This is a genomic window from Deltaproteobacteria bacterium (genome assembly GCA_016709225.1).
GTDB classification, from domain to species: domain Bacteria; phylum Myxococcota_A; class Polyangia; order Nannocystales; family Nannocystaceae; genus Xiheibacterium; species Xiheibacterium phototrophicum.
This window is the reverse complement of record JADJEE010000002.1, coordinates 1,682,772-1,707,877: the sequence shown is the minus strand read 5'-3', so window position 1 is coordinate 1,707,877 and position 25,106 is coordinate 1,682,772. Positions and strand designations below refer to the sequence as shown.

Below are 25,106 nucleotides of genomic sequence, written 5' to 3'. Positions count from 1 at the left end.
GAGTCGTCCGCGTCGCGGTGCGGGCGGAGGTTCGGGAACCCGTCGTAGTGGCATGGCGTGTGAACCGACGGAAGCGAGACGCGCGAAGGACCAACGTCGCGTCTCGAGGGGGAAGCACAGATGAAGTCGTTGCACCGCATCGGTGCAGCCGCGGGCCTTTGCTTGGGCGCCTGCGTCGCTGCATGTCTCGATCATCCACTCAAGCCCGTGAACTACGACACCGAGGGCGTCGGATCCGGCGAAACCGCGATCACCGTCGTGCGTGATGTCGACATCCTGTTCGTCATCGACAACTCGGGGTCGATGGCGGAGGAGCAAGCCACGCTCGCGCGGAACTTCGAGCGCTTCGTCGCTGCCCTCGAGGAAACCGAGGTCGACGCCAACTACCGCATCGGTATCACCACCACCGACGCTGGCCACGGCGTGTACTGTGGCACCACCGGCCCCGAGAAGGGTCGACTGCAGGCCAGCAGCTGCCTCGATCGCAGGGCGGAGTTCGTGTTTCCCGACGAGGCCGGCACCATCGACAGCTTCGATGACGCGTGCGGAGCGATCTGCCGCTTCCCGGGCCTCGCGACGCTACCGACCGCGACCCTGAACGATCCCGCGGCCAGCTCGCGCCCGTGGATCGAGCGCATCGCGGGTGTCACCAACCTCCCCGAGGGGGTCTCGCCGAGTGACGCGTTCGAGTGCTTCGGTCCGCAGGGCATCGCCGGCTGCGGCTTCGAGGCACCGCTCGAGGCCATGCGGCAGTCACTGACGCGGACGTTCGCCGAGTCCGAACCCGGCTACGGCTTCGTACGCCCCGGTGCGATCCTCTCGGTGGTGTTCGTGACCGACGAGGAGGACTGCTCGGCGCGACAGGACGATGCGTTCGACACCGTGTGGCGCCCCGACGGCAACCACGTGTTCTGGAGCGAGCAGAACGCCGACGCCACCGCGCCGACCTCGGAGGTGTGCTGGTTCGCGGGCGTCGAGTGCAGCGGTGGCCCCGGGCAGTACGACGACTGCCAGCCGGCGAACTTCGGCGTCGATGGTGCGCCAGCCGATCCCGACCACGGCGTGCTCTACGACGTGCAGCAGTACGTCGAATTCCTGCAGGACCTCGAGGACGACAAGCGCCGCATCAACCCGACCGCCCAGGTGCTGGTGGCGGTGCTCGGTGGGGTGCCCTCCGGCTACGACGAGGGCATGGCCGAGATCACCTACGCCGACGCGGGGGCCGCCGACGCGGACTTCCAGCGCAAGCATGGCATCGGGCCCGGCTGCTCCAGCGCGGCCGGTCGAGCGGTGCCGCCGGTGCGGCTGCGGGCATTCGCCGATGCGTTCGCGCTCAGCGGCGACGTCCGCGATCGAAACCTCTACTCGGTGTGTGCCGATGACTACGCGCCGGCGCTGCAGCAGATCGCCGACGCGATCACGCAGCAGATCGCGCCCGCGTGCATGCCCGTCTGCGTGGCGGATACCGACATCACCACCGCCGAGCTCGATCCGCAGTGCACGATGACGGAGCTGTGGCGCGACCTCGACGCGGTCGAGCACGAGGACGACGTCCCGCCCTGCGGCGGGAGCTCGGGGGCACCCGAGTTCCCCGCGGGCGCCGCGGTTTGCTACCGCCTGAAGACCGATCGCAACGCAGGGGACGACGACGAGACGGCGGACGATCTCGATCCGGACTGCATCGCGCAGGGCTACAACGTCGAGTTCGAGGTGTTGCGCACCGGTGAGGGCGAGCGACCCGCGGGCTCGTCGATCCAAGCCAACTGCATCGTGTCGCAGCTGCCCGAGCGTGACTGCCCCAGCCCGGACGGCGTCGGCTCGGACTCCAACTAGTACCTCGACACAGCGATAGTGATGGGTCAGAACGCCGTCATGGCCGCGACTCCGCAAGGCGCCGTGCCGCCGGAATACCGGGCGTATTTCAAGGTGCGGCAACGCAGCGAGGCGCGGTCAGGGCGGTGTTATGGCCCGTCACTATCGCTGTGTCGAGGTACTAGCCAACCGAGCGGCCGCCGGGCTCGGCGCGGCTGCGGCCCTGCAGGTCGTCGGGCGCCGCGAACGGCGGCGGTTGATCGCGCAGTCCGTAGTCGACGTAGGCCCGCCACATCCGCTCGCCCGATCGCACCGCCCACGCGCGCGTGCGGCGGTGATGGCCGATGCGGTCCCATGCCGCGCACAGCGGCCGTGCGAGCCGCAGCAGGTGACGGGTCGGCGTCGGTGGGATCTGCAGCGCCGCGACCAGCTCGGGCGCGAGCACGAGGTGCGCACCGCCGACCAACGCGCTCCGCAGCGCCACGCCCAGCAATCGCTCGGGCACCGAGGCCGCGTCGTGGACGGGCGCGTGCAGCAGCGCGTGGGTGAGCGCCCGCGAGTCGTCGTCGGGGGGCGGTCGGTGGGCGCGGATCGATGCGGTCGTCCGGCGCGCGTGATCGAGGTCGATCGGCAGGACGGTGTCGTCGATGCCGAGCACGTGACCGACGTAGCGGAACAGCCGGTAGTAGCGCTCGGCCTCGAGGGGCTCGACGGCCACACCGAGGCGCTCGAGCCCCTCGAGCATGAACACCGTGAACATCATCAGCGTGCCGACCGTGTCGTGCATGTTCGCGGGCTCGCCCCACGCGCTCGACCAGCGCCCGGACGCCCGCAGCAGGTTGCGCACGCGGCCGTGGACGAGGCGCACGCGCACGCACGCGCGCCAGCCGGCGCCGTGGCCGGCTCGCATGCCGCCCGGTGCACAGACCAACAGCAGGAAGCGCGCGGTCTCCTGCAGACGACGGTAGGCCCGACGCTCGAGCTGGCCCGTCATCGCCAGCGGCTTGTTGCCGCGGGGATCGGCGTAGCCCTCGAGCAGCGAGCCCGATGCCAAGGCGACCAGCGCCAGCGGCCCGGTGCGGTGCAGCAGCTCGCCGCCGCGCCGCAGCGTGTCGTCGTCGAGCCAAGCGGGCGCGGGGTCGATCGAGGCCAGCATCTGCGCCAGCGGCGAGCCGGGCTCGGGCGCGTGCTCGAGCACGGCGAATGCCCTCGGTTGCTGCGCGGCCGCGTCGGCCAGCGGATCGCCGCGTTCGCGCGCTGCCTCGAGCAGCGCGAACGCGTGGGTGGGGAGCAGCGCGGTCACGCGTCGGTAGGATCGCGCAGCCGTGCGGCGGGCGCCAGCGGGCGCAACGGGGGCGCAGCGCTCGACGTGTTCGCGTGCCGCTTGCTAGTCTGCTGCGCACCCCGACGTGCCCGACTCGCCAGAATCCTGGATCGCACGACTGCGGTGCCCGCGTTGCGGTGGCGGCATCGCCGACGCCGAGACGCTGCGCTGCGACACCTGCGGCATCGGTCATCCGCGCGTGGGTGGCATCCCGGTCATGCTGCCCGACGCGCGCGCACGGCTCGATGAGTGGCGCTTCGCGCTGGCCGAGTTCCGCGCCACCATGAACGACACCCGCGCGCGCATCGTGGTCGACCTCGCGACCAAGCCCGTGCAGGACGCGAGCCGCCCGCGGCTCGAACGGCTCGCCGGCGCGCTCGAACGCCACCGCGACCTGGTGACCGGTCTGTTCGAGGCCGCAGGCATCACGCCGGCCAAACGCAGCACGCCCGCACCCGCGGCGGTGCCGGGCGAGGGCTCGGTGACCTCGTACTTCCACCAGGTCCACCGCGACTGGGGCTGGGACGCCGATGGCTCGCAGGAGAACCAACGGGCGGCGGAGGTGCTGACCAGCATGGTCGACGCGCCGCTCGGTCGCACGCTCGTCATCGGTGCGGGCGCGGGCCGGCTCGCGCGTGATCTCCACGCCGGCGCCGACGGCCGCGACACCTTCGCGATCGACATCAACCCGCTGCCGCTGCTCGTGGCTGCGCGCGTGCTGACGGGCGAGCGGGTGCGCCTGCTCGAGCTACCGATCGCGCCGCCGGATCTGGCCCATGTCTGCGTCGAGCGCGAGCTGGCGGCGCCGGGTCCGACCCCGCCTGGCTTCGTGCTGCTCTTCGCTGACGCCTTTGCGCCGCCGTTTGCCGATGGCAGCTTCGACACCGTGGTGACGCCGTGGTTCATCGACGAGGTGCCGCGCGACATGACGACGTTCCTGCCGACCATCCACCGCCTGCTGGCGCCCGACGGGCGATGGATCAACCACGGCCCGCTGATCTACCACCCCAACCACACGGAGCTGCCCGCACGCTACCCCAACGACGAGGTACTCGCGTTGACGGTGGCGGCCGGCTTCGAGGTGGTGCGCCAGCGCTGCGATCGCATGGTCTACATGCAGTCACCGGCGTGCACACGCGGGCGGGTCGAGACCGTGTTCACCACGCTCGCGCGCCGTGGTCCGCTGCCGGTGTCGACCGCCGCGGCGGAGCTCGCCACACCCGATTGGCAGCGCGACACCACGCGGCCTGTGCCGCGCTTCGATGGCCTCGACGCCTACGTGCCGCCTCACCCGTTCTTCGCCGCCGTGATCGCGCTGGTCGACGGCCAACGCAGCGTCGAAGCCATCGCGCACCAGCTGGTCAGCACGCGCGGCCTGCCCGCGCACGCGGCTGCGCCGGGGGTGCTGGCGTGTCTGCGCGAGGTCTGGTCGGCGACCCTGCGTCGCGCGCCGGCCTGACTCGAGGCCCGCCCGAAGCGACCGCGTCAGCAGCGTCGCAGCGCGGTGAAGAGCTTCGCGCCGGCGACCGCGAGCGCGTCGACGCTCGGGAGACCGGCGAACCCACGCGGCCCGAACATCGCCGGCAGGTGAGACGCGGCCGCGGGATCGATGGCGAGCGCAAAGGTCTGCAGGCCCAGGCGCTGACCCTCGCGCAGCGCCTGACGCACGTCGCCGATCCCGTGGCGACCCTCGTAGTGGTCGGTGTCGGTTGGTTTCGCATCGGTCACCAGCACGATCATCCGACGCGGCGCGCGAGCCCGCAGCAAGACCTCGAAGCCGTGCCGCAGCGCCGGGCCGATGCGGGTGTAGCCGGCCGGCCGCAGCCCCGCCAGGCGCGCGAGCCCGGTGGCGGCGTCTTCGTCGAACCCTTCGAGTGCGATGAAGCGACAGTCCTCGTGGGTGTAGCTGCAGAAGCCGGCCATCGCGACCTCGGTCACGTGGTGCTCGAGCACGAGTCGGAGCAAGGTCACGCCGTCGCGCGCCGTGTCGAGCACGCGTCGGTTGGCGACCCATGCGTCGGTCGACAGGCTCGCATCGATCAACATCAACACCGCCACGTCGTGGCCGCGTCGTCGCCGTCGTGCGTAGAGCCGCTCGCCACCATCATGACCTGCGCGGAGACCGGCGAGGCGGTCGACGGTGGCGTCGATGTCGACCTCGGGACCGTCGGGCTGCCGGAAGGACCACCTGAGCGCGGTCTCGACCCGCCGCAACTCGTCCCGAAGGCGCCACAGCGCGCGCCGATGCTGGTGCTGCACGCGGCTGCGCAGGGTCGCGCCGGCCAAGGCGTCGCCCACCGGCTGCTCGATGTGCACGCGGCAGTGGTGAGCGAGATAGCGGCCGCGCGCCGCGTCCCACTCGTCGTAGCAGATGCCGGTAGTCGCGGCATCGCCCGGGGTCGCGCCCGCGAGCAGGGTGAGATCTGCGCGGTAGATCGACGAGGTCCGCTCGTTCGAGAGCACCACCTCGTCGAGCTCGAGCTCGTCGAGCGCGTCACCGTGTTCGTCGAGCTCATCGGAGCCATCGGCGTGCTTGTTGCCGCCGCTGTGCTCCTCCGCGGTGTGGACCTTCTCGAACGAGTGCGTCAGTGGGTTCTCGGGCGCGACTGGCTCGTCGAGCTTGCGCCGCCGCTGGACCGTGCGCGGCCGCGAGGTATGCTGCGTGGTCACGGCCGATGGTGGTGACGAGGCGTCCGTGACGGGGTTCCCGTGCAGCGCGACCTCGCTGGCGGCGGCGATGCGGCCCCACCACGGCACGCCCGCGAGCGCGTCGATCGCATCACTGCCGAGGACGTCGACGTCGAGCGCTTCGTCGCCATCGTCGGCCAGGCACGCACGTCGCACGGACTCGACATCGAGGTTGCGCTGGCCCGAGAGCTCGGCGAGCGTGCGGCCCAGTCGATGCTGGATGACGGCCTCGAGCAGCGCCGATGTGCCGGTCATGCTGGTCAGTGCGGGGCGCGTGGCCAGCAGTGCGGGCGCGAGCTCGCCGCGCTGCGCTGCCCACCCCGGCAGCTCGTCGGCGAGCGCGCGCTCGAGCGCCAAGGCGCTCACATACCAGGCGCGGCGGCCCTCGAGCAGGGGTTGCGCCGCGAGGTCGCGACGCACGGCTGCCGCCGCGAAGGTCGTGGTCAGCACGGTGAGGCGATCGTTCTCGGCGCGCGTCGGCAGCAGCCCCTGCCGCCGCGGCAGCCACAGCCGCTCGCGTGCGATCACCAGTGGGCCCTCGTGGAAGCACAGCTCGATTTCTCGCAACGCGACCGCATTCGCGAGGATCCGCAGGCGGGGGCCGAGCGCCACGACGTCGGTCGCCCGGCCTTCGTCTGCGACGCTCCGGCTCGCCCCGCGGGTCCGTCCGGTGAGTCGTCGCCAGCGCCGTGCGAAGAACTGGTAGATGGTCTCGTCGAGTGGCACGACCGCTCCCCGCAGCATCAGGTCGTCACAGCGACAATTGGACGAGCTCTCGGAGCGCCGCAGCGGTCTCGTCGTCGTCGGTGAGGGGCCCCACGATGCCAGCCTCCCCGGCGGTGCGCGGCGGCAACCCGGCGATGACCAAGCGCGCGGTCATCACCAGCAAGCGGGTCGAAACCGTCTCGCGCAGTGCGAGCTCGTCCAGGGCTCGAATCTTGCGCGCCAGCGCCACCAGCCGCCGTGCGAGCGCGGCATCGCAGGGCGCTTCGTTGGCGACGATCTCCTGTTCGACCGTCGCGGGCGGATAATCGAGGCCGATCGTCACGAATCGCTGTCGCGTCGAGGGCTTGAGATCCTTGGCACCTTGGCGGTAACCCGGGTTGAAGCTCACGACCAGCCGGAACTCGGGCGGCGCGACCAGGTGCTCGTCGTGGCGGTCGAGGAAGAGCTCCCGTCGATGGTCGGCGAGCGGATGCAGCACCACGATCACGTCTTCGCGCGCTTCGGCAATCTCATCGAGATAGAGCACAGCTCCGCTGCGCACCGCGCGGGTCACGGGGCCATCCTGCCAGACCGTATCGCCGCCCTGGACCAGCCAGCGCCCCAGCAAGTCCGCTGCGCCGGTGTCGTCGTTGCAGGCGACCGTGACGAGCGGCCGGTCGAGTTCGTGTGCCATCGCCTCCACGAGTCGCGACTTGCCGCAGCCGGTGGGGCCCTTGAGCAGGACCGGGAGCGATGCAGCCGCGGCCGCACGAAAGCAGCTCAGCTCATCGCCGACTTCGCGGTACCAACATCCGTGCGCGGGCGAACTCGACGGAGGGGGCCGGAGCTCACTCGCCATACCCGTCCTCGCCCTCCTGCTGCGACTGCAGCGTCCGTCCAACCGGCCACCCCGAGCGAATGAAAACCCACAGGTAAGCGAGAATTCCGGCGGTGAAGAGGGATGCCGCGAGAATCAAGCCCCAGAAGTGGACCTCGATCTCCTTCTGCACGGTGATGAAGTCCATGCCGACGCGGCGTTCGAGGACGACTTGGGTGACGCCGGCGACGGCGAATGCCAGCGTCATTGCAATCATGCCGATGTTGCTGGTCCAGAATGCGAACGTCGAGGCCGGTGACGCGTGCAGATGGCGCCCGGTGAGCAGTGGTACCGCGTATGTGGTCATGGCTAGCACCAGCATCGCGTAGGCACCCCAGAATGCCATGTGTCCGTGCATGGCCGTCACCAGTGTGCCGTGCGTGTACATGTTGACCTGCGGCAGCGTATGGGCAAAGCCGAGGAACCCCCCGCCGACAAATGACATCACGGCGCACCCCACCGTCCAGGCCAGCGCGACGCGATTCGGATGGTTACGGCCGCCGCGCTTGGCCATGCTGATGGCATAGATTGCCATGCCCAGGAATGCCACCGGCTCCAGCGCCGAAAACAATCCGCCGATGAGGAGCCAGTAGCGTGGCGTCCCAATGTAGTAATAGTGGTGACCAGTGCCGAGGATGCCCGAGAGGAACGTGAAGCCGACGATGATGTAGAGCCACTTCTCGACGACCTCGCGGTCGACCCCTGTGAGCTTGATCAGCAGGAATGCCATGATCGCGCCCATGATCAGCTCCCAGACCCCTTCCACCCACAGGTGGACCACCCACCAGCGCCAATAGGAATCGATGGTCTGGTTGTCGGTCGGTAGCATGCCGGGCAAGTACAGCAGTGCGGCCATGAGCAGCCCGAAGAACAAGACCATCGACGTCGTGGTCATGCGCTTGCCCTTCCACACCGTCATGCCGATGTTGGCGATGAAGGCGAGCACGTCGATCACGACGAGGTAGTCCAGCGGTCGGGGGATTTCGAGGAATTTTCGCCCCTCCCACCAGCCGAAGTGGAAGCCAATGATCGCGGTCACCCCGACCACGACCAGGCCCACGAGCTGCAGCTTGGCCAGCCACGGCCAATAGATCTCGCGGTCAGCCTCGTCGGGAATGATGAAGTACGCGGCGCCCATGAACCCGCACAACAGCCACATCACCAGGAGATTGGTGTGGGTCGCGCGCGCAACATGGAAGGGGATGACCTCGTGCAGGGCATCGTGGCCAGCGTGGGCAAAGCCCATGATGAAGCCGTAGACGAGCTGGAGGGTGAATAGAAGCATGCAGGTGGCGAAGAACCACCACGCGACTCTCTGAGATTCGAAACGCATGGCGACTAGTCCTTCTGTTGGCTGAGGAATGCGACCATCTCGTCGATCTGAGGGTCGGTGAGGGGGAGCTTGGGCATGCGTGAGTCGGCCTTCACGGCGAGCGGGTTCTCGAGCCACTTCCTCAGATACGCGGCGTCGCGGCGAGCGCCGACGCCATCGAGTGCAGGACCGATTTGGCCGCCCTGTCCGCCCATCGCGTGACAGGCCACGCACATCGAGTTGAACAGCTGCGGTCTATTGCCGGCTGCGATCCCTCCCGCGGTGGCGATGGGCATGAGATTGGGTTCCGCGGGGAATCCGTTGAGGTCTACGGTTCCTGCCCACCGCAGGAACGCAAGCAGCGCGTCCTGGTCTTCGAGCGAGAAGTCATACCGTTGCATGCGACGCTCGCCGGGATACATCGATGCGGGGTCGACGAGCATTGCGCGGATGAAGTACTCGCCGCGGCGCTCGTACACCTTCGTGAGCTCCGGCGCATAGTAGGCACCCTCGCCGAACAGGGTATGGCAGCCCATGCAATTGCTGGACTCCCACAGGGCCTTGCCACGCGCGACCGCGGGCGTGATCTCTTCGGCGTGCGTGCGTTCGGGTAGCTGCCCGAAGGTGTCGATCGTGAGACCGACGAATGCGATGGCGCACGCGGCGGTCCCGAGCAGGAAGAACCCACGTGCTTGCGACTTGCTGAGCATGACGTCCCCGGTGCGCGCCGGAATGGCTGCGCGTTCTCTGCTTTAACGCGATGCCCGCCAGCGTTGCAATGAGGGACGCCCTTGCGGGCTCGTCCCGACTGATCCAGATCAGGACTGGGCGGCCGCTTGGCCGAGTAGCCACTCGCGATCGCGGATCACGAAACCGTCGGCTTCGGTGCGCAGCCAACCGCCGCGTTCCCAGCGTGTGAGCACGCGGATCACCGTTTCGCTGCGAACTCCGACCAGTCGGCCGAGCACGGTTCGCGAGAGGGCCACGGGGATGCGCAACTCTCCATGCGCGAAGACGTCGCCGAAACGATCGACGAGGTGCAAGAACAGCGTTGCCAACCGCTGCGGCACCTCTCCGGCCGTGAGCACGTCGATCTTTGCCAGTAGCATCTGCGTGGCCTGGATCAGGGCTTCCCGGGCGGCGTCGGCGAGCTGCGGCTCCTGCTGCAGCTCGACGCGAAACTGCGCCGCGTCGACGTGCAGCAACTCCACGCGATCGCTGATCGCGACGGCGTCAGCGGGATAGCGGTGGGAGCCCATCACCGCGACCAGCCCGACGCACTCGTGAGGGCCGAACAGTCCGAGCGTGGCCGCCGGGCCTGCGGCGGCGGGCTTGATGATCTGCACGAGTCCGCGCCGAATGCAGGTCAGCTCCGCGGCCGCCGTTCCGGCCTGCCACAGCAGCTCGCCCTCGAGATGCTGGGTCTCGCGGGCGAGTCGGGACAGGCGGTCGCAGGCGGCCGGCGAGGCATGCCGGAGCAGGCCGGTCGCGAGGAGCACGGAGGGCGAGACGCTCACGGGCATCTCGCATATCAGGTTGCGACCCGTCGGTCGACGGCACCTGCGGCCGCGGCCGCGCTACGCGAGCACGGCCGTCAGCGGCGTGTTCGACTGCGGTGCACCGCCGCCGATCGAGCTCGCCTCGGGGTCGAAGGCCTGCAGACACGTGAGCAGCACGTCGCTGGTGTTGCCGGCGGCGTTGGGGTTGGGATGGCTGCCGTTCCACGGCGTCGCCTGATAGTGGATGCCGGGGTACGCGAGGTAGTTGCGGCCGTGACCGGCGAGGATGATCGGCTGGCGATTGATCGAGTGGGTGTTCCCCGTCGAACAGTCGGTGCTGGCGTAGACGATCGTCGAGTCGAGGAGGTTGTCGCCGTTGACCTCCTCGGTGTTGCGCAGCACCTGGAGCGTCTGCGCCAGGCGCTCCATGATGTACACGATGCCGTTGCGATAGTTGATGTCCTCCGGGCCGTTGTGGCTGGCGGAGTGGTGCATGTTGGTGGCGTTGATCTCATCGAAGATCGTCGACGACACGAACTTCTTGAAGAGGAACGACGCAACACGGGTGACGTCACAGGCGAACGCGTAGGCGATGAGCTGGGCGTGGGCTTCGACCACCGAGGTGATCTGCTCCTCGCCGCCGACGTCGGCGTTGGTCTCGGTCGGAGCACCGGGCAGCACGCACGACGGCGGCATCGCGTTGATCTTGGTCTGCAGCTCGTTGACGCTGGTCAGGTGTGCGTCGAGTCGCTGCTTGTCGACGGTGCCGAGCCGCATCTTGAGGCGGGCGACGTCTTCCTTCACGGCGTCGAGCACGTAGGTGCGCTCGCTGTGGTCGTCGACCTCGGGCATGAAGTTGCCGAACAGGTAGTTGAACACCTCGACCGGATTGGCCTGGGGGATCTGCGGCGTCAGGTTGCCGGGGCTGCCGCGGTGCGAGATGGCCGTGACCGTGGTGCCGCCGTCGCCGTCGGTGCTCTCGCGCTTGGAGACGCGCACCTGCACCGAGCGCACCGGGGTCTGGTCGCCGATGGCGTCGGCGATGACCTGGTCGATGGTCGGACCGCCCGCGTCGGTGCTCAGACCGCCCTGGTAGACGAAGGAGTAGCCGTTGAACACGGTCATGCCCTCGTGGTGGGTGATCTGATCGGCGCAGTGATTCTGCAGGCCCGTGCAGAGGTTGATGTAGTCCTTGACCGGCTCGAGCGGGGCCATCTGCTCCGACAGCGACCAGGTCGCGCCGGTCTGCGTGGGCTCGAAGCGCTCGATGTTCACGCCATCGGCCCAGTAGTACATGAGGAACCGCAGCGGCAACGCGCCGCCACCGGCGAGCGCGGTGCCGCTCTCGTTGAGCATCGCCTCGAGCAGCGGCAGACCCACGGCCACGGAGGCACCGCCGGCCATGCCACGAAGCATCATTCGTCGACTGAGCGAAAACCTGTTCATGGGGGCTCCTACTTGGGCTCGTCGACCAGCTGGAAGAGGGGGGAGGTGGGGAACTCCACCAACAGGGTCTGCACGCTGTAGCCCGCGTCGGCGAAGGTCTGATCGAGCGCCGCGATGGCATCGGCCTCGCCGTCGGTCTCGCGATGGCCGAGCTCGCCGCGGATGAGGTTCTTGACGAAGCACGAGGACGTGCGGGGATCGGCTGCGAGGATGTCCGCGAGCTCCTGCGCGTTGTTCCAGTTGCCGAGGTCTTCGATCTCGCCCTGCGCACTGAGTGCGCGGCCATTGGGCTCGGTCGTGCGGTAGGCCCCGATCGCGTCGTAGAACTCGAAGGCGAAGCCGAGCGGGTCGGTGCGACCGTGGCAGCCGTTGCAGGAGTCCTCGGTCATGTGCATGAGCAGCTGCTCGCGCACGGTCGAGTCTGCCGGCAGCGGCGGCAGCGTCGGGTTCACGCCCGGCGGGGGCGGCGGGATGTCCTCGCACAGCACCGATTGTTGGATGAAGCGGCCGCGCTTGGTCGGCGAGGTCCGCAGCGAGCTGGCCTGGTGCGTCAGGAAGCTCGCCTGCGAGAGGTAGCCGGCGCGCTGCTGCGAGGCGGGCCAGTTCACGCGGGCGTAGATCTCACCCTGGCCCGGCGGCGTGATGCCGTACAGCCCCGCGAGCCGGTCGTTGACGAAGGTGTAATCGGCGGTGAAGAGCTCGCGATAGTCGCCGTCCTGCTCCCACACGATGTCGTGCACGAGCAGCTGGCTCTCCTGCCGCATCGCCCGCGCGAGGTCGCCGTCGAACAGCGGGTAGAGGTCGGCGTTCTTGGAGTCGTCGGGCAGGTTGCGCAGGCGCAGGTACTCGTCGAAGAAGCCACCGAGTGCGTCGCGAGCCCGCGCCGACGCGACCATCGTGGCGGCCTCGTTGCGGATCGCCTCCTCGCCATCGAGCTGACCGCCGCCGGCGCGATCGAGCAGACCCTTGTCGGGCCCGCGGCCCAGCAGGAAGATCGACATGCGGCTCGCGAGCTCGTAGGGGTTCAGCTTGCGGAAGCCACTGTCGGGGTCGGGCTCGCCGACCTCGACCAGGTAGAGGAAGCTGGGCATCTGCAGGATCGCCGCGAGCTGATACTTGAGGCCGGCCTCGAAGTCGCCCTCGCCCCAGTCCATGCCGTGCTCGGCGACCGCGACGAGCAGGTCGATTTCGGCCTGCTCGAGTGGGCGCCGATAGGCGAGGCGACCGAAGGCGGTGGCAACGTCGACGTAGCAGTTGGCGTCGGCGCTGCTGACCACGCACGGTGCGACCGCACCGAGGGTCTCCGGGTGCGCGACGGCTGCGTCCGCGACCGCCCGGGCGGAGGTCTCGTAGCCCTCGACGGCGACGCTGTCGAGCGCGACCAACGACGCGCCCACGGCGTCGAAGCCCTCCTGCGAGATGTCGGCCGGCGGCACCGCAGCGGCGGCCGCCTCGGGCCCGAGCAGCAGCTCGATGGTCGCGACGTACTCGCGGCCGACCAGGCGACGCAGACCGCCGGGCGCGGGCTCGATCATCGTCTCGCCGGTGTCACCGCCGGTGGTCGGACCGTCGGTCGAGTCGGCGGTGCCATCGGTGGCGTCGGCGGTGGTGCCATCGGTGCTGCCGGTGTCGTTGCCGGTGCCGTCACCGGAGGCATGCGCGTCGTCGCGGTGGCACCCGGCGAGCTGCAGCGATGCCGCGGCGGCGAGCCCGACCAACAGGGGCGGCACGCGCCGTGGTGAGGACGATCGTAGAGGTCTGCGGGTCACGGGAACGACTCCGGGCAGGGGCGAGGCAGCGAACGCGATGCGCGTCGCGGGGGGACGACGTGCGCGCATCGATGGCAAGTTAGGGGAGCATCCTTCGTTTGCGGGGCGAAGGGAAGCAAAACGAAGTGCTGGTCACGGGTGTGCGAGCAACCACCGAAGTCGTTACCGCCGAAGCGGCGATGGTTTCAGCGCTCGTGTACGGCGCGCGTGAGCTGTCGCCAGAACGCGATCGCGCAGCGCCATTCATGGAAGCGCCGTGTCGCATGCGTCGCCCGAGCCGTGCGCGTGCGGCGTGCGCCACCTTGGTGGACCGTGATCGCGTCGACCATGGGACGGCGAGCGCGCAGAGCGATCCGCCGCCCCAGAGAGGCCCGTCTGCGGCCGCGTGAAACCCCCCTTGACGTTCAATCTACTCACGGGTAGATAAGAGCGATGCGCGTGGCCGGGTACTTCCTCGTGTTCGCGATTCCGTTGCTCGTGATCGCAGGCGCTCGCGCGGGCGCCTGGTACAGCGGCGCTGCGATCCTCTTCGTGTTCGGCGTGGTGCCGCTGCTCGACGCGTGGGTCGGTCGAGATGCGCGCAACCCCGAGGCGTCGCCGAGTGCGTCGCGCTGGCACTTCGACGTGCCGCTGGTGACGTGGGTCATCGTGCAGCTGTTGGTCGAGGTGTGGCTCGTGGCACGCACGAGCCACGCGATCTCGATCGCGTCACGGCTCGACGTCTCGAGCGTGCTGGCGATCGTCTCGCTGGGCCTCATGACCGGCGGCATCGGCATCACCATCGCGCACGAGCTCATGCATCGGCCGCAGCGATGGGCGCGGGCGTTGGCGGAGCTGCTGATGAGCTCGGTCGCCTACGCCCACTTCTGCGTCGAGCACGTGCACGGTCATCACCGCAACGTCGCGACCCCGGAGGATCCCGCGAGCTCTCGGCTCGGCGAGAGCCTGTGGGCGTTCCTGCCGCGCACGGTCGTCGGCGGCTTCGCGAGCGCGTGGGGCATCGAGGCCGAGCGCATGCGTCGTGCAGGCCGTCCGGCGCTGCACCCGAGCAACCGAATGCTGCGCTACGCGGCGGTACAGGCCGTCGTGATCGGGCTGCTCGCAGCCACGCTCGGGGCGGTCGGCGTGGCGGTCTACCTGGCTCAGGCCGCGGTCGCGATCGCGATGCTCGAGATCGTGAACTACGTCGAGCACTACGGCCTGGTACGCGCGCGCGGTGCCGAGGGGCGTTACGAGCGGGTGGCACCGCGCCACTCGTGGAACGCCAACCACCGCGTCAGCAACTGGCTGCTGTTCAACCTCCAGCGCCACTCCGATCACCACTACCTCGCGAGTCGACCCTATGACGCGCTGCGCCACCACGACGACGTGCCGCAGCTCCCCGCGGGCTACGCCACGATGGTGCTGCTCGCGCTCGTGCCGCCGCTGTGGCGACGCGTGATGGACCCGCGCGTGGCCGCGGCGCGGGCCGAGTTCTTCGCGCCGCCGGCGGCTGCGGCCTCCAGGTCGTAGCCGATCCGCACCGCCGCCCGGATCGGTGGCGGTGCTCGTCGACGACGCGTGGGGCTGGCTACCATGGGCGGTGCCCCGCATGCCGACGATCGCACAGCGCCCCGTGCGGGCCGCCGTCTTCGGTGTCGCGGCGCTGCTGTCGTCGTGGGGCTGTGGCGAGTCGACGCCCGCGGACGCGCGCGCGGGCACGTGCGAGGCGGTGATCTGGGCGCGGCCGCGACGTGCGGGCACCGAGGTGTCGGTGCAGGGCGAGTGGGACGGGTGGAACTCGACGATCGCGCTGCAGCGCCACGGGGAGCCGCCGTGGCAGTACGTGCGCCTGCGTCTGCCGCCGGGCGAGTACGGCTACCTGCTTGTGGAGGCCGGCACCGCCCACGTCGATCCCCTGGTCGGGCTCGGCGGCTTCCGCAGCGGTGACGAGCTCGAGGTGTCGTGGCTGGTGGTCGACGACTGCGAGCAGCCGCGCGTGCGCCCGCGACGGGACGACGACGGTCGCTGGCGTGCGGAGCTGTCGGCCGCGCAGGGCGGCGCGCCGATCGAACGCCTCGAGCTACGCATCGACGGCACCGTGCGTGACGAGCTCGCCGTCGTCGAGGCCGAGCCGACCATCCCGCTGCCGCCGCTCGATCGTGGTCGCCACACGCTCGAGCTGGTGGCGATCGATGCCGATGGCGCGCGCGGACCCGCGGCGCCGGCGGTCCACTGGCAGGACCCGGTCGCCGCGCAGCTCGACGACGCCATCATCTACCAGGTGCTGATCGATCGCTTTCGTGGCGACGACGGTGCCGCGCTGGCGCCCCCGGTCGACCCTGGTGCGCGCGCAGGCGGCACGCTCGACGGCGTACGGGCGATGATCGAGCAGGGCTACTTCGAGCGCTTCGGTGTCAGCACGCTGTGGCTGTCACCCGTGGTGGTGAATCCCGTCGACGCCCGCGTCGGCCGCGACGATGATCATCTCTACACCGGCTACCACGGCTACTGGCCGGTCGACACCCGCACGGTCGAACCACGCATCGGCGGCGAGGCGGCGCTGACCGCCGTGGTCGAGCTCGCCCACGAGCATGGGCTGCGCGTGCTGCTCGACCTGGTGCCCAACCACTATGACGAGACCAACCCGCGCGTCGCGGCGCACGAAGCCGAGGGTTGGTTCAACACGCGGGAGCCGCCGTGCATCTGCGGCGCCCCGGACTGCCCGTGGTCGAGCGACATCGAGACCTGCTGGTTCACGCCGTATCTGCCCGACGTGCGGCTGCAACAGCGCGACGCGCTCGCGTTCGCGATCGACGACGCGCGGCAGTGGGTCGACCGGTTCGGGGTCGACGGCTTTCGTGTCGACGCGGTGCCGATGATGCCGCGGGCGGCGACCCGTCGCATCTACGACGGCGTGCGGCGTGCGGTCGGCCCGCGCGAAGGCACCAGCTTCGTCGGCGAGGTCTTCACCGGCGCGGGCGCGGGAGGCATCGCGGCGCTGCGCTATCACCTCGGGCCCGACGGCCTCGACAGCGCGTTCGACTTCCCGACCATGTGGGCGCTGCGCGACGTGCTGCGGGGCGACGCTGGCTTCGAGCAGTTGGTCACGACCATGGCAGCTCAGGATGAGGCGTTGATCGGATCGGGCAGTGTGCTCGCGCGCATGCTCGGCAACCACGACACAACGCGCTTCGTGACCGCGCTCGCGGGCGACGAGGACGCCGATGCTTGGACCGCGCCAGCGCCCGAGGTGCTCGCGCCCGAGGTGCTCGCGCGGGTGCGACTCGGCTTCGTGCTGCTGTTCACGCTGCCGGGCATGCCGGTGCTCTACTACGGCGACGAGCTCGCGTTGGCCGGCGCCGCCGATCCCGACAACCGCCGCGTCATGCCCGACGACGCCGACGTCGCGCCCGAGCCGATGGCGCTGCGCGAGGTCGTCGCGGCACTGGGGCGATTGCGACGCTGCGCGATCACACTGCGCCGTGGGGGCTGGCGCTCGCTCGGCGCCACCGCCGACCAGCTCGCCTTCGTCCGCGAGTTGGCGGGCCAGGACGACGTCCTCGTGGTGGTCTCCCGCGCCGATGCGGCCAGCGCCCTGTCGGTGCCCGCGGCGGTCGAGCCCGGGTGGTATAAGGACGCGATGTCGGGCGAGCGCTTCGAGGTCGGCGCGGGCGGTGTGACGCTCGAGCTGCCACCGTTCGGTGCCCGCGTGTTGCTGCCGGAGAGCCATGCCTGTCTCTGATCGATTGCGCCGCTTCATCGTCCCCGCTGCGATCTCGACCGCTTCGCTCGCCGCGGGCGCGTGCGGCAAGGACGAGCTGCAGTCGGCGACCACGCTCGAGCCGCCGGACACCGACGGTTTCGATCCCACCGACGGGGTCGGCTCGGCCGGCAGCTACAGCTCGAGCGTGGGCTCGGCCAGCGGCGCCGATTCGGGCGACGAGACAACCGGTGGGCCGACCGAGTGCGACGACGCCAACAAGCGCTGCGCCCACGAGTTCGCGCTCGCCGACGCCGGCTACGGCACCGTGGTGGTGCACGGCGATTTCGCGAGCGATGGCTGGGAGGTCGGGGTCGCCATGTCCAAGGCCGGCGACACGTGGCGCGCGAGCGTGCCGCTGCCGTTCGAGACCGAGGTCCAGTACAAGTTCCGCGTCGACGACACCGACTGGGTGCCCGATCCCGAGAACCCCAGCACGGTGCCCGACGGCAACGGCGGCGAGAACTCGGTGCTGCAGCCGCAGACCTGCGAGGACTACACCTGCGAGCCCGACGTCATCGGCACCTTCGACTGGCGCGACTCGATCATCTACTTCGTGTTCGTCGATCGCTTCGAGAACGGCGACCCCAGCAATGACGGCGGCGTCGGCGTGCCGATGGCGGCGGACTGGCAAGGCGGCGACTGGGCCGGGGTCACGGCGCGCATCGAGGCCGGCTACTTCGAGGATCTCGGCGTCAACACGCTGTGGCTCAGCGTCCCGCTCGACAACACGAACGCCACCGGGCTCGGCTCCGATGGCCACCAGTACTCCGCCTACCACGGCTACTGGCCGGCCGACGTCGACCAGACCGAGGAGCACTTCGGCACCCTCGCCGAGCTGCAGCAGCTGGTCGACACCGCCCACACCCACGGGCTCAAGGTGCTGTTCGACTATGCGATGAACCACGTCCACGTCAGCTCGCCGGTCTACACCGATCACCCCGATTGGTTCTGGCCCAACGACAACGGCGCAGGCGGCGACTGCGTGTGCGGCTCGGGCTGCAGCTGGGACGGTGACCAGGCCCGCCGCTGCTGGTTCACGTCGTACCTGCCCGACTACGACTTCACCAACGCGGCTGCGCGCCAGTTCTCGGTCGACAACGCGCTACAGTGGATCGCCGACACCGGCGTCGACGGCTACCGGCTCGATGCGGTCAAGCACATCGAGGACGCGTGGCTGCTCGACCTGCGCGCGCGTGTGACCGACGAGGTCGAGCCCGAGACCGCCGAGCACTTCTACATGGTCGGCGAGACCTTCACCGGCGAGCAGGCGACCATTGCCCACTACGTCGGCGCCGACATGCTCGACGGGCAGTTCGACTTCCCGCTGCGCATGCAGCTGGCCTACAACGTGCTGATGCGCGGCGGATCGATGTCCGATCTGGCCTCGTTCATGGACGCGAACGACGACTACTACGGCGCGGCGATCATGAGTACGTTCATCGGCAATCACGACATCCCGCGGGCGATCCACCTCGCGCAGGACACCCCCGTCTGGGACAACCAGTGGGCGGACGGCAAGGATCGCGCGTGGTCGAACCAACCCGGGCTGCCGGCTGGGACCGCGGCCTTCGAGCGGCTCGCGAACGCCTTCGCGATCCTCCTGACCACCAAGGGCGCGCCGCTCATCTACTACGGGGACGAGTACGGCATGGCCGGCGGTGGCGACCCCGACAACCGCCGCCCGATGCAGTGGCAGGGCTATGGCGCCGGGCAGATGCTCCTGCACGACCGCGTGCAGCGGCTGCTGACGATCCGTGCGGAGCACGAGGCCACGCGTCGGGGCACGCGCGAGACGATCTCGGCCGACGCCGACACGTTCGCCTATCGGGTCGCGCACGGCGGGGACGAGCTGTGGGTGCTGGTGAACCGGGGCGACGCGAGCCATGCGATCGGCGGCGTCCCGAGCGAAAACTTGGTGGACTTGCTCACGGACGAGGCCGTCATGGGTCCGTCGGTGGATGTCCCGGCCCGTAGCACCCGGGTGCTTGCGCGGCCCTAACCCCGCCGTGGGGAACAATACCCCGCGTCGCGTCCGGGATTTCCCGGTAGTGTCCGCCGTCGCTCGGCGCGGTCTCGTCCGCGCGCGTCGACAACGGAGCAATCGCCATGGGCTTGATGCAAGAGTTCAAAGAGTTCGCCGTAAAGGGCAACGTGGTCGACATGGCCGTCGGTGTCATCATCGGCGGTGCCTTCGGCAAGATCGTCGCATCGGCGGTCGAGGACGTCGTGATGCCGCCGCTGGGGCTCTTGCTCGGCGGCGTGGACTTCAGCGATCTCGCGGTCCAGCTGAAGGCCGCGGTCGGTGACAAGCCGGCGGTGATGCTGCGGTGGGGCAAGTTCGTGCAGATGTGCATCGACTTCACCATCATGGCGTTCGCGGTGTTCATGATGGTCCGCGCCATGAACCGCCTGAAGAAGCCAGTCGCCGCGCCGCCGCCGGCCGGTCCCACCAAGGACCAAGAGCTGCTGATGGAGATCCGCGATCTACTGAAGAAGCCGTGAGGCCCGCGCACTCCGGCGCGTTGCCGTCGCGCACGGGCAGCGCGCCGGCTGGCGCGCGTGGGAGAAAGTTGCGTCGCGCTGTAATCGGCCGCGCCGCCGGGTGACCCACCGCCCACGTGGAGCGGCTCGACATGCGCATCGGCGCGGGCCTGCGCGCGGTGACGGCCGGCGCGGGCGTGCGCGCGCTCGCGCCATGGCTCGCCGCGACCGCGTTGCTCGGCGCCGCCACGACCGCGCAGGCCGGCAACTTCCCACCGGTGGCCAAGGCCGCCGCGACCCCGTACGAGGCGTTGTTGGGCGAGGTGGTGCTGTTCGACAGCGCCGGGACCTTCGATCCCGACGACGGCCCGCAGCCGCTCACGTTGGACTGGGACCTCGGCGACGGCACCGTCGCCAGCGGGCCGCAGACCAGCCACGCCTACGACACGCTGGGGCTGCACACGGCGGTGCTGACCGCCAGTGACGGCGTCTCCACCACGCTGGCGTTCATCGACGTGGTGGTCGTGTTGCCGCCGACTGCGACCGCGCCGCGTCACTCGGCCGCGCTGGTGCTGTCCCCCGACCAGACCGAGCTCGCGGTCGCCAACACCGACAGCGACTCGGTGTCGATCGTATCGGTCGATCGCCGCAGTGTCGTCGAGCTCGAGGTCGGCGACGCGCCGCTGTCGCTCGCGTACGCCGACGACGGCAGCGCGCTCGTGGTCGCGTGCGGTGGCGATCGGGGGTTGTGGCACGTGGACCCTGTGGCCGGTACCGCCGCCCGGAGTACCGAGCTGCCGTCGACGCCCGGCGAGCTGGTCGCGCTCGCCGACGGTCGTGTGCTCGTGACCCTGCCCAGCCTCGCCGCGGTCGCCATCGTCGACGATGGCGAGGTGTCGTTGATCGCGACCGCAGCGTCGCCACGCGCGATCGCAGTCGATGCGGGCGGCACGACCGCGTGGGTCACCCACTTCCTGACCACCGGCGACCACGGTCTCGTGAGCCGCGTCGATCTACAGACGGGGGAGCTCGTCGGCGAGATCACCCTCGCCGAGGATCTCGGCCCCGACACCACCGCGTCGGGGCGCGGCTTCCCGAACCTGCTCGGGACCGCGGTGCTGACCCCCGCCGGCGATGCGCTGTGGGTCGGTGGCCTCAAGTCCAACACCGGCCGCGGCGCGTTCGTCGACGGCAACGACCTCACGCCGCACAACCGGGTGCGCGGGGCCATGTTCGCGATCGATGCCGTCGGCGGTGAGCTCGAACTCACCACGCGCCGGCTCGACACCAACGACGCCGACAGCGTGGCCGCGATCGCGTTCTCGCCCCGCGGCCGCTATGCCTACCTGCTGCATCGCGGCGCCGGCATGCTGTCGGTCTACGACCTGCCCAAGGCCGCGCTGGTCGACGCCAGCGACGGCAGCGTCGCGTCGTTCGAGACCCGCATCGATCTCGGTCACGTGCCCGACGCGATCGCCATCACCGACGATGGCACGCGCGCGTGGGTGCGCAACGAGCTGACGCGCGACGTGATGGAGCTCGACCTCACCGAGCCCACGGCGGCCGCCGTGGTCGCGACGATCGCGGTGACCGACGAGCCACTCTCGCCGCAGCTGTTGCTCGGCAAGCAGATGTTCAACCGCTCGCGCGGTCCCGAGCACTCCGAGCAGAATTACATCGCGTGCGCGTCATGCCACCCGAGTGGCGGTCACGACGGGCGCACCTGGGATTTCACGCAGACCGGCGAGGGACTGCGCAACACCATCGACCTGCGTGGTCACGCCGGCATGGGTCACGGTCCGGTGCACTGGAGCGCCAACTTCGACGAGATCCAGGATTTCGAGAACGACATCGTCGACGGCTTCGGCGGCAGCGGCCTGGCCCACGACGGCATGCCGCCGTTCGCCCCGCTCGAGGGCCCGCCCAACGCCGGGCGCAGCGCCGAGCTCGACGCGCTGGCCGCCTACGTGACCTCGCTCGACGCAGCGCCGGGCTCGCCGTGGCGCACCGAGCTCGGCGGCCTCGATGCGGCGGCCCAGCGCGGCAAAGCGCTCTTCTACGACGAGGTGATCGCGTGCGCGAGCTGTCACGCGCCGCCGCGCTTCACCGACAGCACGCTGGCGGCCGACGCGTTCGTGCTCCACGACGTCGGCACGCTCCTGCCGTCGTCGGGCGGCCGACTCGGTGGGCCGCTGGTGGGGCTCGACACCCCGAGCGTGCTGGGGGTGTGGGCTACGCCGCCGTACCTGCACGACGGTCGCGCGGCCGATCTGCTCGAGGTCCTGACGCTGCACAACCCCGATGATCAGCACGGTCACACCTCGCAGCTGAGCGACGCCGAGCTCGATGACCTGATCGCGTTCCTGCTCGCGCTCGACGGCAGCGCCGACGAGCTCCCACCCGACGACGGTGGCGACGACTCGAGCGGCGGCGACGACGGCAGAGGTTCGAGCTCCGGCGAGGACGCCGACGGCGGTGGGGACACCACCGGCACCACCGAAGGCGAAGACGCCACCACCACCGCAGGCGCCACCGCCGAGGCCGACCACGGCGGCTGTGCCTGCCGCACGCGCGCCGGCTCCTCGCCCGCGTTCGCGCTCATGACCATCACCGCGCTGGCGCTGCGTCGCCGTCGCAAGGAAGCCACGCCATGAACCGCCACGCCCTTCGTCGCCGCCTGCTCACGACCTGTGCCCTGTGGGGCGCTGCGCCTGCCGTCGCCGCCGCGGCGCCGTGGCCGGGCCTCGAGGATCGCAGCGACGACCTCGCGACCGACAGCTTCGCATTCACCGGGACCCACCCGGACATGATCAACTCCAACGAGAACTACTACGACGGCGACATCGCCGACTTCGATCTCGATGGCTGGCCTGATCGCGCGCTCGGTGCTCGCTACGGCCTGTTACTCAACACCGGCGAGGGCCTGATGACGGCGCTACCGGGGTACACCGGGTTCTTGCTGCGCGGTATGCCGGGCGCGTCCGGCTGGGGCGAAGACGGCTTCCAGTGGGCCGACCTCGACAACGATCTCGATCCCGACTGCATCTCGGGTGGCAACGGCGAGCCGCTGGTGCTGCAGAGCAACCGCGGCGGGCGCTTCTCGACCACGTGGCAGATCTCGCGCAGCGCGCTCAACATCGTCAACACCGACGTCGAGGGCGACGGTGACGTCGACCTCGCGATCGCCCACGCGTTCTGCTCCAACGCGTCGTGCGGCGGCCCGGTGCAGTTCAGCCTGCTCGTCAACGACGGCAGCGGGACCATGAGCCAGGAGGCGGCGATGCGCGGCTTCCCCTTCGGCAACACCGACTTCATCGTGGGCGTCGCGTCGGCCGACGTCGACGGCGACGGCGACTACGACCTCATGATCCAGCACGGCACCGACCAGGGGGCCGAGGGGGCCAGCGGTGGCACGCAGCTGGCGCGCAACGACGGCACCGGTCACTACACCCTCGAGGATGTGCCGCTGCCGACGACGTGCTCGGGCTTCGGCAGCGCGATGACGTTGGGCGACATCGATGGCGATCTCGATCTCGATCTCGTGCTGGGTCGCTGTGGCGCGTCGTTCGCCGGCGGTGACGCGCTCGTGCGGCACGGTGTCGCCGTGAACGACGGCAGCGGCAACTTCACCAACGAGTCGGACGCGCGCTTCGATGGCGCCGACTGGGGCGGTGCGGCACTGACGGCCGGCAACGCGACGCTGGGCGACATCGACTACGACGGTGATCTCGACTTCATCGCGCTCGAGACCGCCAACATGGGCGGCATGCACCACCTGCAGCTGTACCTCAACGACGGTAGCGGCAGCTTCACGTATTCGAGCGCGCACTCGCAGCTGTTCCTCTCGGGCGGCGCAGCGCTCGGCGCCGACGTCGAGTTCGCCGATCTCGATCGCGACGGCGCAATCGACGTTTGGGTTGGCATTGGTGGCGACCGGGTGCACGAGTTCTTCAATCTGCACGCAGCCGACGACGGCCTGCCCGCCGACAGCCCGCGGGGGCTCACCGTCGCCGACGCAGTCAGCGATGCCGTCACGCTGATTTGGGACCTGCCCCAGCACGCAATCACGAGCGGTCACTACCGCGTGTACCGCTCGTCCTCGCCCGGCCTCGACACCCGCGACCGCGAGCTGGTCGCGGTCATCGGTGAGCACCACGGCGACGAGGGGCTCTCGGTGCCGATCACCACCTCGAGCGGCGCGGCCGTGCTCGGCCATGCGGACGCCAGCATCGTCGGCGGACAGCTGCAGTTCATCGATCGCGGCGTCTTGGCCGGCGAGATCTACCAGTACGCCGTGGGCTTCACCGGCACCGCGAACACCGAGGCGCCGCTCTCGCCCGAGGTCACCGCGGTGGTGCCCGCGGTGATGGGTGCCGATACCGAGCCGCCGCGCATCGCGGTCATCTCACCGACCGAGCAGGACTGGTATCCGCATCCTCGCGTGGTCGTGCAGCTCGCCGACGGTGGCAGCGGGGTCGATCCCGACTCGGTTCGCGTGCGCTTCGACCAGCCGCTGGGCGACCCCGGCAATGGTGGTCGCGCGGCGGGGGCGGATCTCAGCGATCTCGCGTACCGTCTCGACAACGGCGTGCTCGTGGCCGCGTTCGACGAGACGCTCGCGCTGCCCGATGCCGCGTTCGTGACGATGTCGGTGACCGCCGCGGACATGGATGGCAACGAGGTCACCGTGCAGCAGCAGTTCCTCGCCACCAACGGCGGGGGCCAGGCTCCGACCGCCGTGCTGGGTAGCTCGGCGACCGCCGGTGCGGCGCCGTTCCCGGTCGAATTCGACGCGACCGGCAGCGACGACGGCGACGGCAAGCTGGTGCGATACGAGTGGTACTTCGGCGATGGCACCACCGCGCTCGGGCGCAAGGCCACGCACGAGTACCTCGCTGGCGGCAGCTACACCGCGACCTTGCTCGTGCGGGACAACGACGGTCGCATCGCGATCGCGACCACGCAGGTCGAAGTCGAAGGTGAGCCACCGCCGTGCACGACGGGTGACGAGCAGGCCTGCTACTCCGGTCCCGCCGGCACCGAAGGCGTCGCGATGTGCGTCGGTGGGACCCAGCAGTGCGGCCCGGCCGGCTGGGGCGAGTGTGTCGGCGAGGTCACGCCGCAGACCGAGGTCTGCGACGACGGCATCGACAACGATTGCGACGGTGACGGCGACGGTCTCGACACCGACTGTGGCGGCGCCGGTGATGGCAGCGGCGGCGATGCCAGCGGCGGTGGCTCGGCCGAGGGTGGCGATGCCGGCGGCACCGACGGTGCGACCGGCGGCGCCGATGGCAGCGGCTCCGACGGTGCCGGTGCCACCGGTGACGGCGACGCGGCCGGCTGCGGCTGCCAGCAGTCCGAGCCCGCCACCCGCCCGTGGTGGTTGCTCGCGCTTGCGGCTGCGTGGCCGCGTCGGCGTCGGCGCGCGGCCTGATCCGCGACGCT

16 protein-coding genes are annotated in these 25,106 nt (G+C 70.0%); 8 read left to right on the top strand and 8 right to left on the bottom strand.

All coding sequences use genetic code 11. The features are described from left to right. The first annotated feature begins 120 nt into the window (after window positions 1-120). Window positions 121-1,833 (top strand): VWA domain-containing protein, encoded by a 1,713-nt coding sequence (locus IPH07_21285; GenBank protein MBK6919945.1) that lies wholly within the window; start codon window positions 121-123, stop codon window positions 1,831-1,833. Between the two features lie 160 nt (window positions 1,834-1,993). On the opposite strand, the gene IPH07_21280 is transcribed toward IPH07_21285, so the two are convergent. Next, a complete protein-coding gene (locus IPH07_21280) occupies window positions 1,994-3,115 on the bottom strand; it encodes a DUF2236 domain-containing protein (protein ID MBK6919944.1) in 1,122 nt (373 codons plus the stop codon). 106 nt (window positions 3,116-3,221) lie between these two features. On the opposite strand from IPH07_21280, the gene IPH07_21275 reads away from it, so the two are divergent. Further along, on the top strand, window positions 3,222-4,595 hold the full coding sequence (locus IPH07_21275) for a methyltransferase domain-containing protein (GenBank protein MBK6919943.1): 1,374 nt from the start codon (window positions 3,222-3,224) through the stop codon (window positions 4,593-4,595). 26 nt (window positions 4,596-4,621) lie between these two features. On the opposite strand, the gene IPH07_21270 is transcribed toward IPH07_21275, so the two are convergent. From IPH07_21270 to IPH07_21240, 7 genes are all read right to left on the bottom strand, one after another. After that, complete coding sequence (locus IPH07_21270) at window positions 4,622-6,550, bottom strand: hypothetical protein (protein ID MBK6919942.1); 1,929 nt, start codon at window positions 6,548-6,550, stop codon at window positions 4,622-4,624. Between the two features lie 25 nt (window positions 6,551-6,575). Then, window positions 6,576-7,388 (bottom strand): CbbQ/NirQ/NorQ/GpvN family protein, encoded by an 813-nt coding sequence (locus tag IPH07_21265; protein ID MBK6919941.1) that lies wholly within the window; start codon window positions 7,386-7,388, stop codon window positions 6,576-6,578. After that, window positions 7,378-8,739, bottom strand: coding sequence for a cbb3-type cytochrome c oxidase subunit I (locus IPH07_21260; protein MBK6919940.1), 1,362 nt, complete (start codon window positions 8,737-8,739; stop codon window positions 7,378-7,380). Before IPH07_21260 ends, IPH07_21265 begins: the two co-directional genes overlap by 11 nt. Before the next feature lie 5 nt (window positions 8,740-8,744). Beyond that, the gene (locus IPH07_21255; GenBank protein MBK6919939.1) at window positions 8,745-9,428 is read right to left on the bottom strand and encodes a c-type cytochrome; all 684 of its coding nucleotides are present in this window, start codon (window positions 9,426-9,428) and stop codon (window positions 8,745-8,747) included. A gap of 108 nt (window positions 9,429-9,536) precedes the next feature. Then, the gene (locus IPH07_21250; GenBank protein ID MBK6919938.1) at window positions 9,537-10,235 is read right to left on the bottom strand and encodes a Crp/Fnr family transcriptional regulator; all 699 of its coding nucleotides are present in this window, start codon (window positions 10,233-10,235) and stop codon (window positions 9,537-9,539) included. 60 nt (window positions 10,236-10,295) lie between these two features. Beyond that, a complete protein-coding gene (locus IPH07_21245) occupies window positions 10,296-11,621 on the bottom strand; it encodes a DUF1552 domain-containing protein (GenBank protein ID MBK6919937.1) in 1,326 nt (441 codons plus the stop codon). A gap of 50 nt (window positions 11,622-11,671) precedes the next feature. After that, window positions 11,672-13,393, bottom strand: coding sequence for a DUF1592 domain-containing protein (locus IPH07_21240; GenBank protein ID MBK6919936.1), 1,722 nt, complete (start codon window positions 13,391-13,393; stop codon window positions 11,672-11,674). 471 nt (window positions 13,394-13,864) lie between these two features. Here IPH07_21240 and IPH07_21235 point away from each other — a divergent pair, with 471 nt between their 5' ends. The 6 genes from IPH07_21235 to IPH07_21210 all read left to right on the top strand — a co-directional run bounded on the left by IPH07_21235 (window position 13,865) and on the right by IPH07_21210 (window position 25,095). Continuing rightward, the gene (locus IPH07_21235; GenBank protein MBK6919935.1) at window positions 13,865-14,944 is read left to right on the top strand and encodes an alkane 1-monooxygenase; all 1,080 of its coding nucleotides are present in this window, start codon (window positions 13,865-13,867) and stop codon (window positions 14,942-14,944) included. 79 nt (window positions 14,945-15,023) lie between these two features. Then, a complete protein-coding gene (locus IPH07_21230) occupies window positions 15,024-17,156 on the top strand; it encodes an alpha-glucosidase C-terminal domain-containing protein (GenBank protein ID MBK6919934.1) in 2,133 nt (710 codons plus the stop codon). Then, window positions 17,143-19,176: a hypothetical protein gene (locus IPH07_21225; protein MBK6919933.1), complete on the top strand. Its 2,034-nt coding sequence runs from the start codon at window positions 17,143-17,145 to the stop codon at window positions 19,174-19,176. The genes IPH07_21230 and IPH07_21225 overlap by 14 nt, the downstream gene beginning before the upstream one ends. A gap of 107 nt (window positions 19,177-19,283) precedes the next feature. Beyond that, window positions 19,284-19,679, top strand: coding sequence for a large-conductance mechanosensitive channel protein MscL (mscL, locus tag IPH07_21220; GenBank protein ID MBK6919932.1), 396 nt, complete (start codon window positions 19,284-19,286; stop codon window positions 19,677-19,679). Window positions 19,680-19,810: 131 nt separating this feature from the next. After that, window positions 19,811-22,312 (top strand): PKD domain-containing protein, encoded by a 2,502-nt coding sequence (locus IPH07_21215; protein ID MBK6919931.1) that lies wholly within the window; start codon window positions 19,811-19,813, stop codon window positions 22,310-22,312. Then, window positions 22,309-25,095 (top strand): VCBS repeat-containing protein, encoded by a 2,787-nt coding sequence (locus tag IPH07_21210; protein ID MBK6919930.1) that lies wholly within the window; start codon window positions 22,309-22,311, stop codon window positions 25,093-25,095. The genes IPH07_21215 and IPH07_21210 overlap by 4 nt, the downstream gene beginning before the upstream one ends. Window positions 25,096-25,106 lie beyond the last annotated feature (11 nt).

Coding starts and splice junctions, on each gene's coding strand:
- IPH07_21285 (MBK6919945.1), top strand. CDS start 121: ATGAAGTCGTTGCACCGCATCGGTGCAGCCGCGGGCCTTTGCTTGGGC.
- IPH07_21225 (MBK6919933.1), top strand. CDS start 17,143: ATGCCTGTCTCTGATCGATTGCGCCGCTTCATCGTCCCCGCTGCGATC.
- IPH07_21230 (MBK6919934.1), top strand. CDS start 15,024: ATGCCGACGATCGCACAGCGCCCCGTGCGGGCCGCCGTCTTCGGTGTC.
- IPH07_21255 (MBK6919939.1), bottom strand. CDS start 9,428: ATGCTCAGCAAGTCGCAAGCACGTGGGTTCTTCCTGCTCGGGACCGCC.
- IPH07_21265 (MBK6919941.1), bottom strand. CDS start 7,388: ATGGCGAGTGAGCTCCGGCCCCCTCCGTCGAGTTCGCCCGCGCACGGA.
- mscL (MBK6919932.1), top strand. CDS start 19,284: ATGGGCTTGATGCAAGAGTTCAAAGAGTTCGCCGTAAAGGGCAACGTG.
- IPH07_21260 (MBK6919940.1), bottom strand. CDS start 8,739: ATGCGTTTCGAATCTCAGAGAGTCGCGTGGTGGTTCTTCGCCACCTGC.
- IPH07_21215 (MBK6919931.1), top strand. CDS start 19,811: ATGCGCATCGGCGCGGGCCTGCGCGCGGTGACGGCCGGCGCGGGCGTG.
- IPH07_21245 (MBK6919937.1), bottom strand. CDS start 11,621: ATGGCCGGCGGTGCCTCCGTGGCCGTGGGTCTGCCGCTGCTCGAGGCG.
- IPH07_21210 (MBK6919930.1), top strand. CDS start 22,309: ATGAACCGCCACGCCCTTCGTCGCCGCCTGCTCACGACCTGTGCCCTG.
- IPH07_21235 (MBK6919935.1), top strand. CDS start 13,865: ATGCGCGTGGCCGGGTACTTCCTCGTGTTCGCGATTCCGTTGCTCGTG.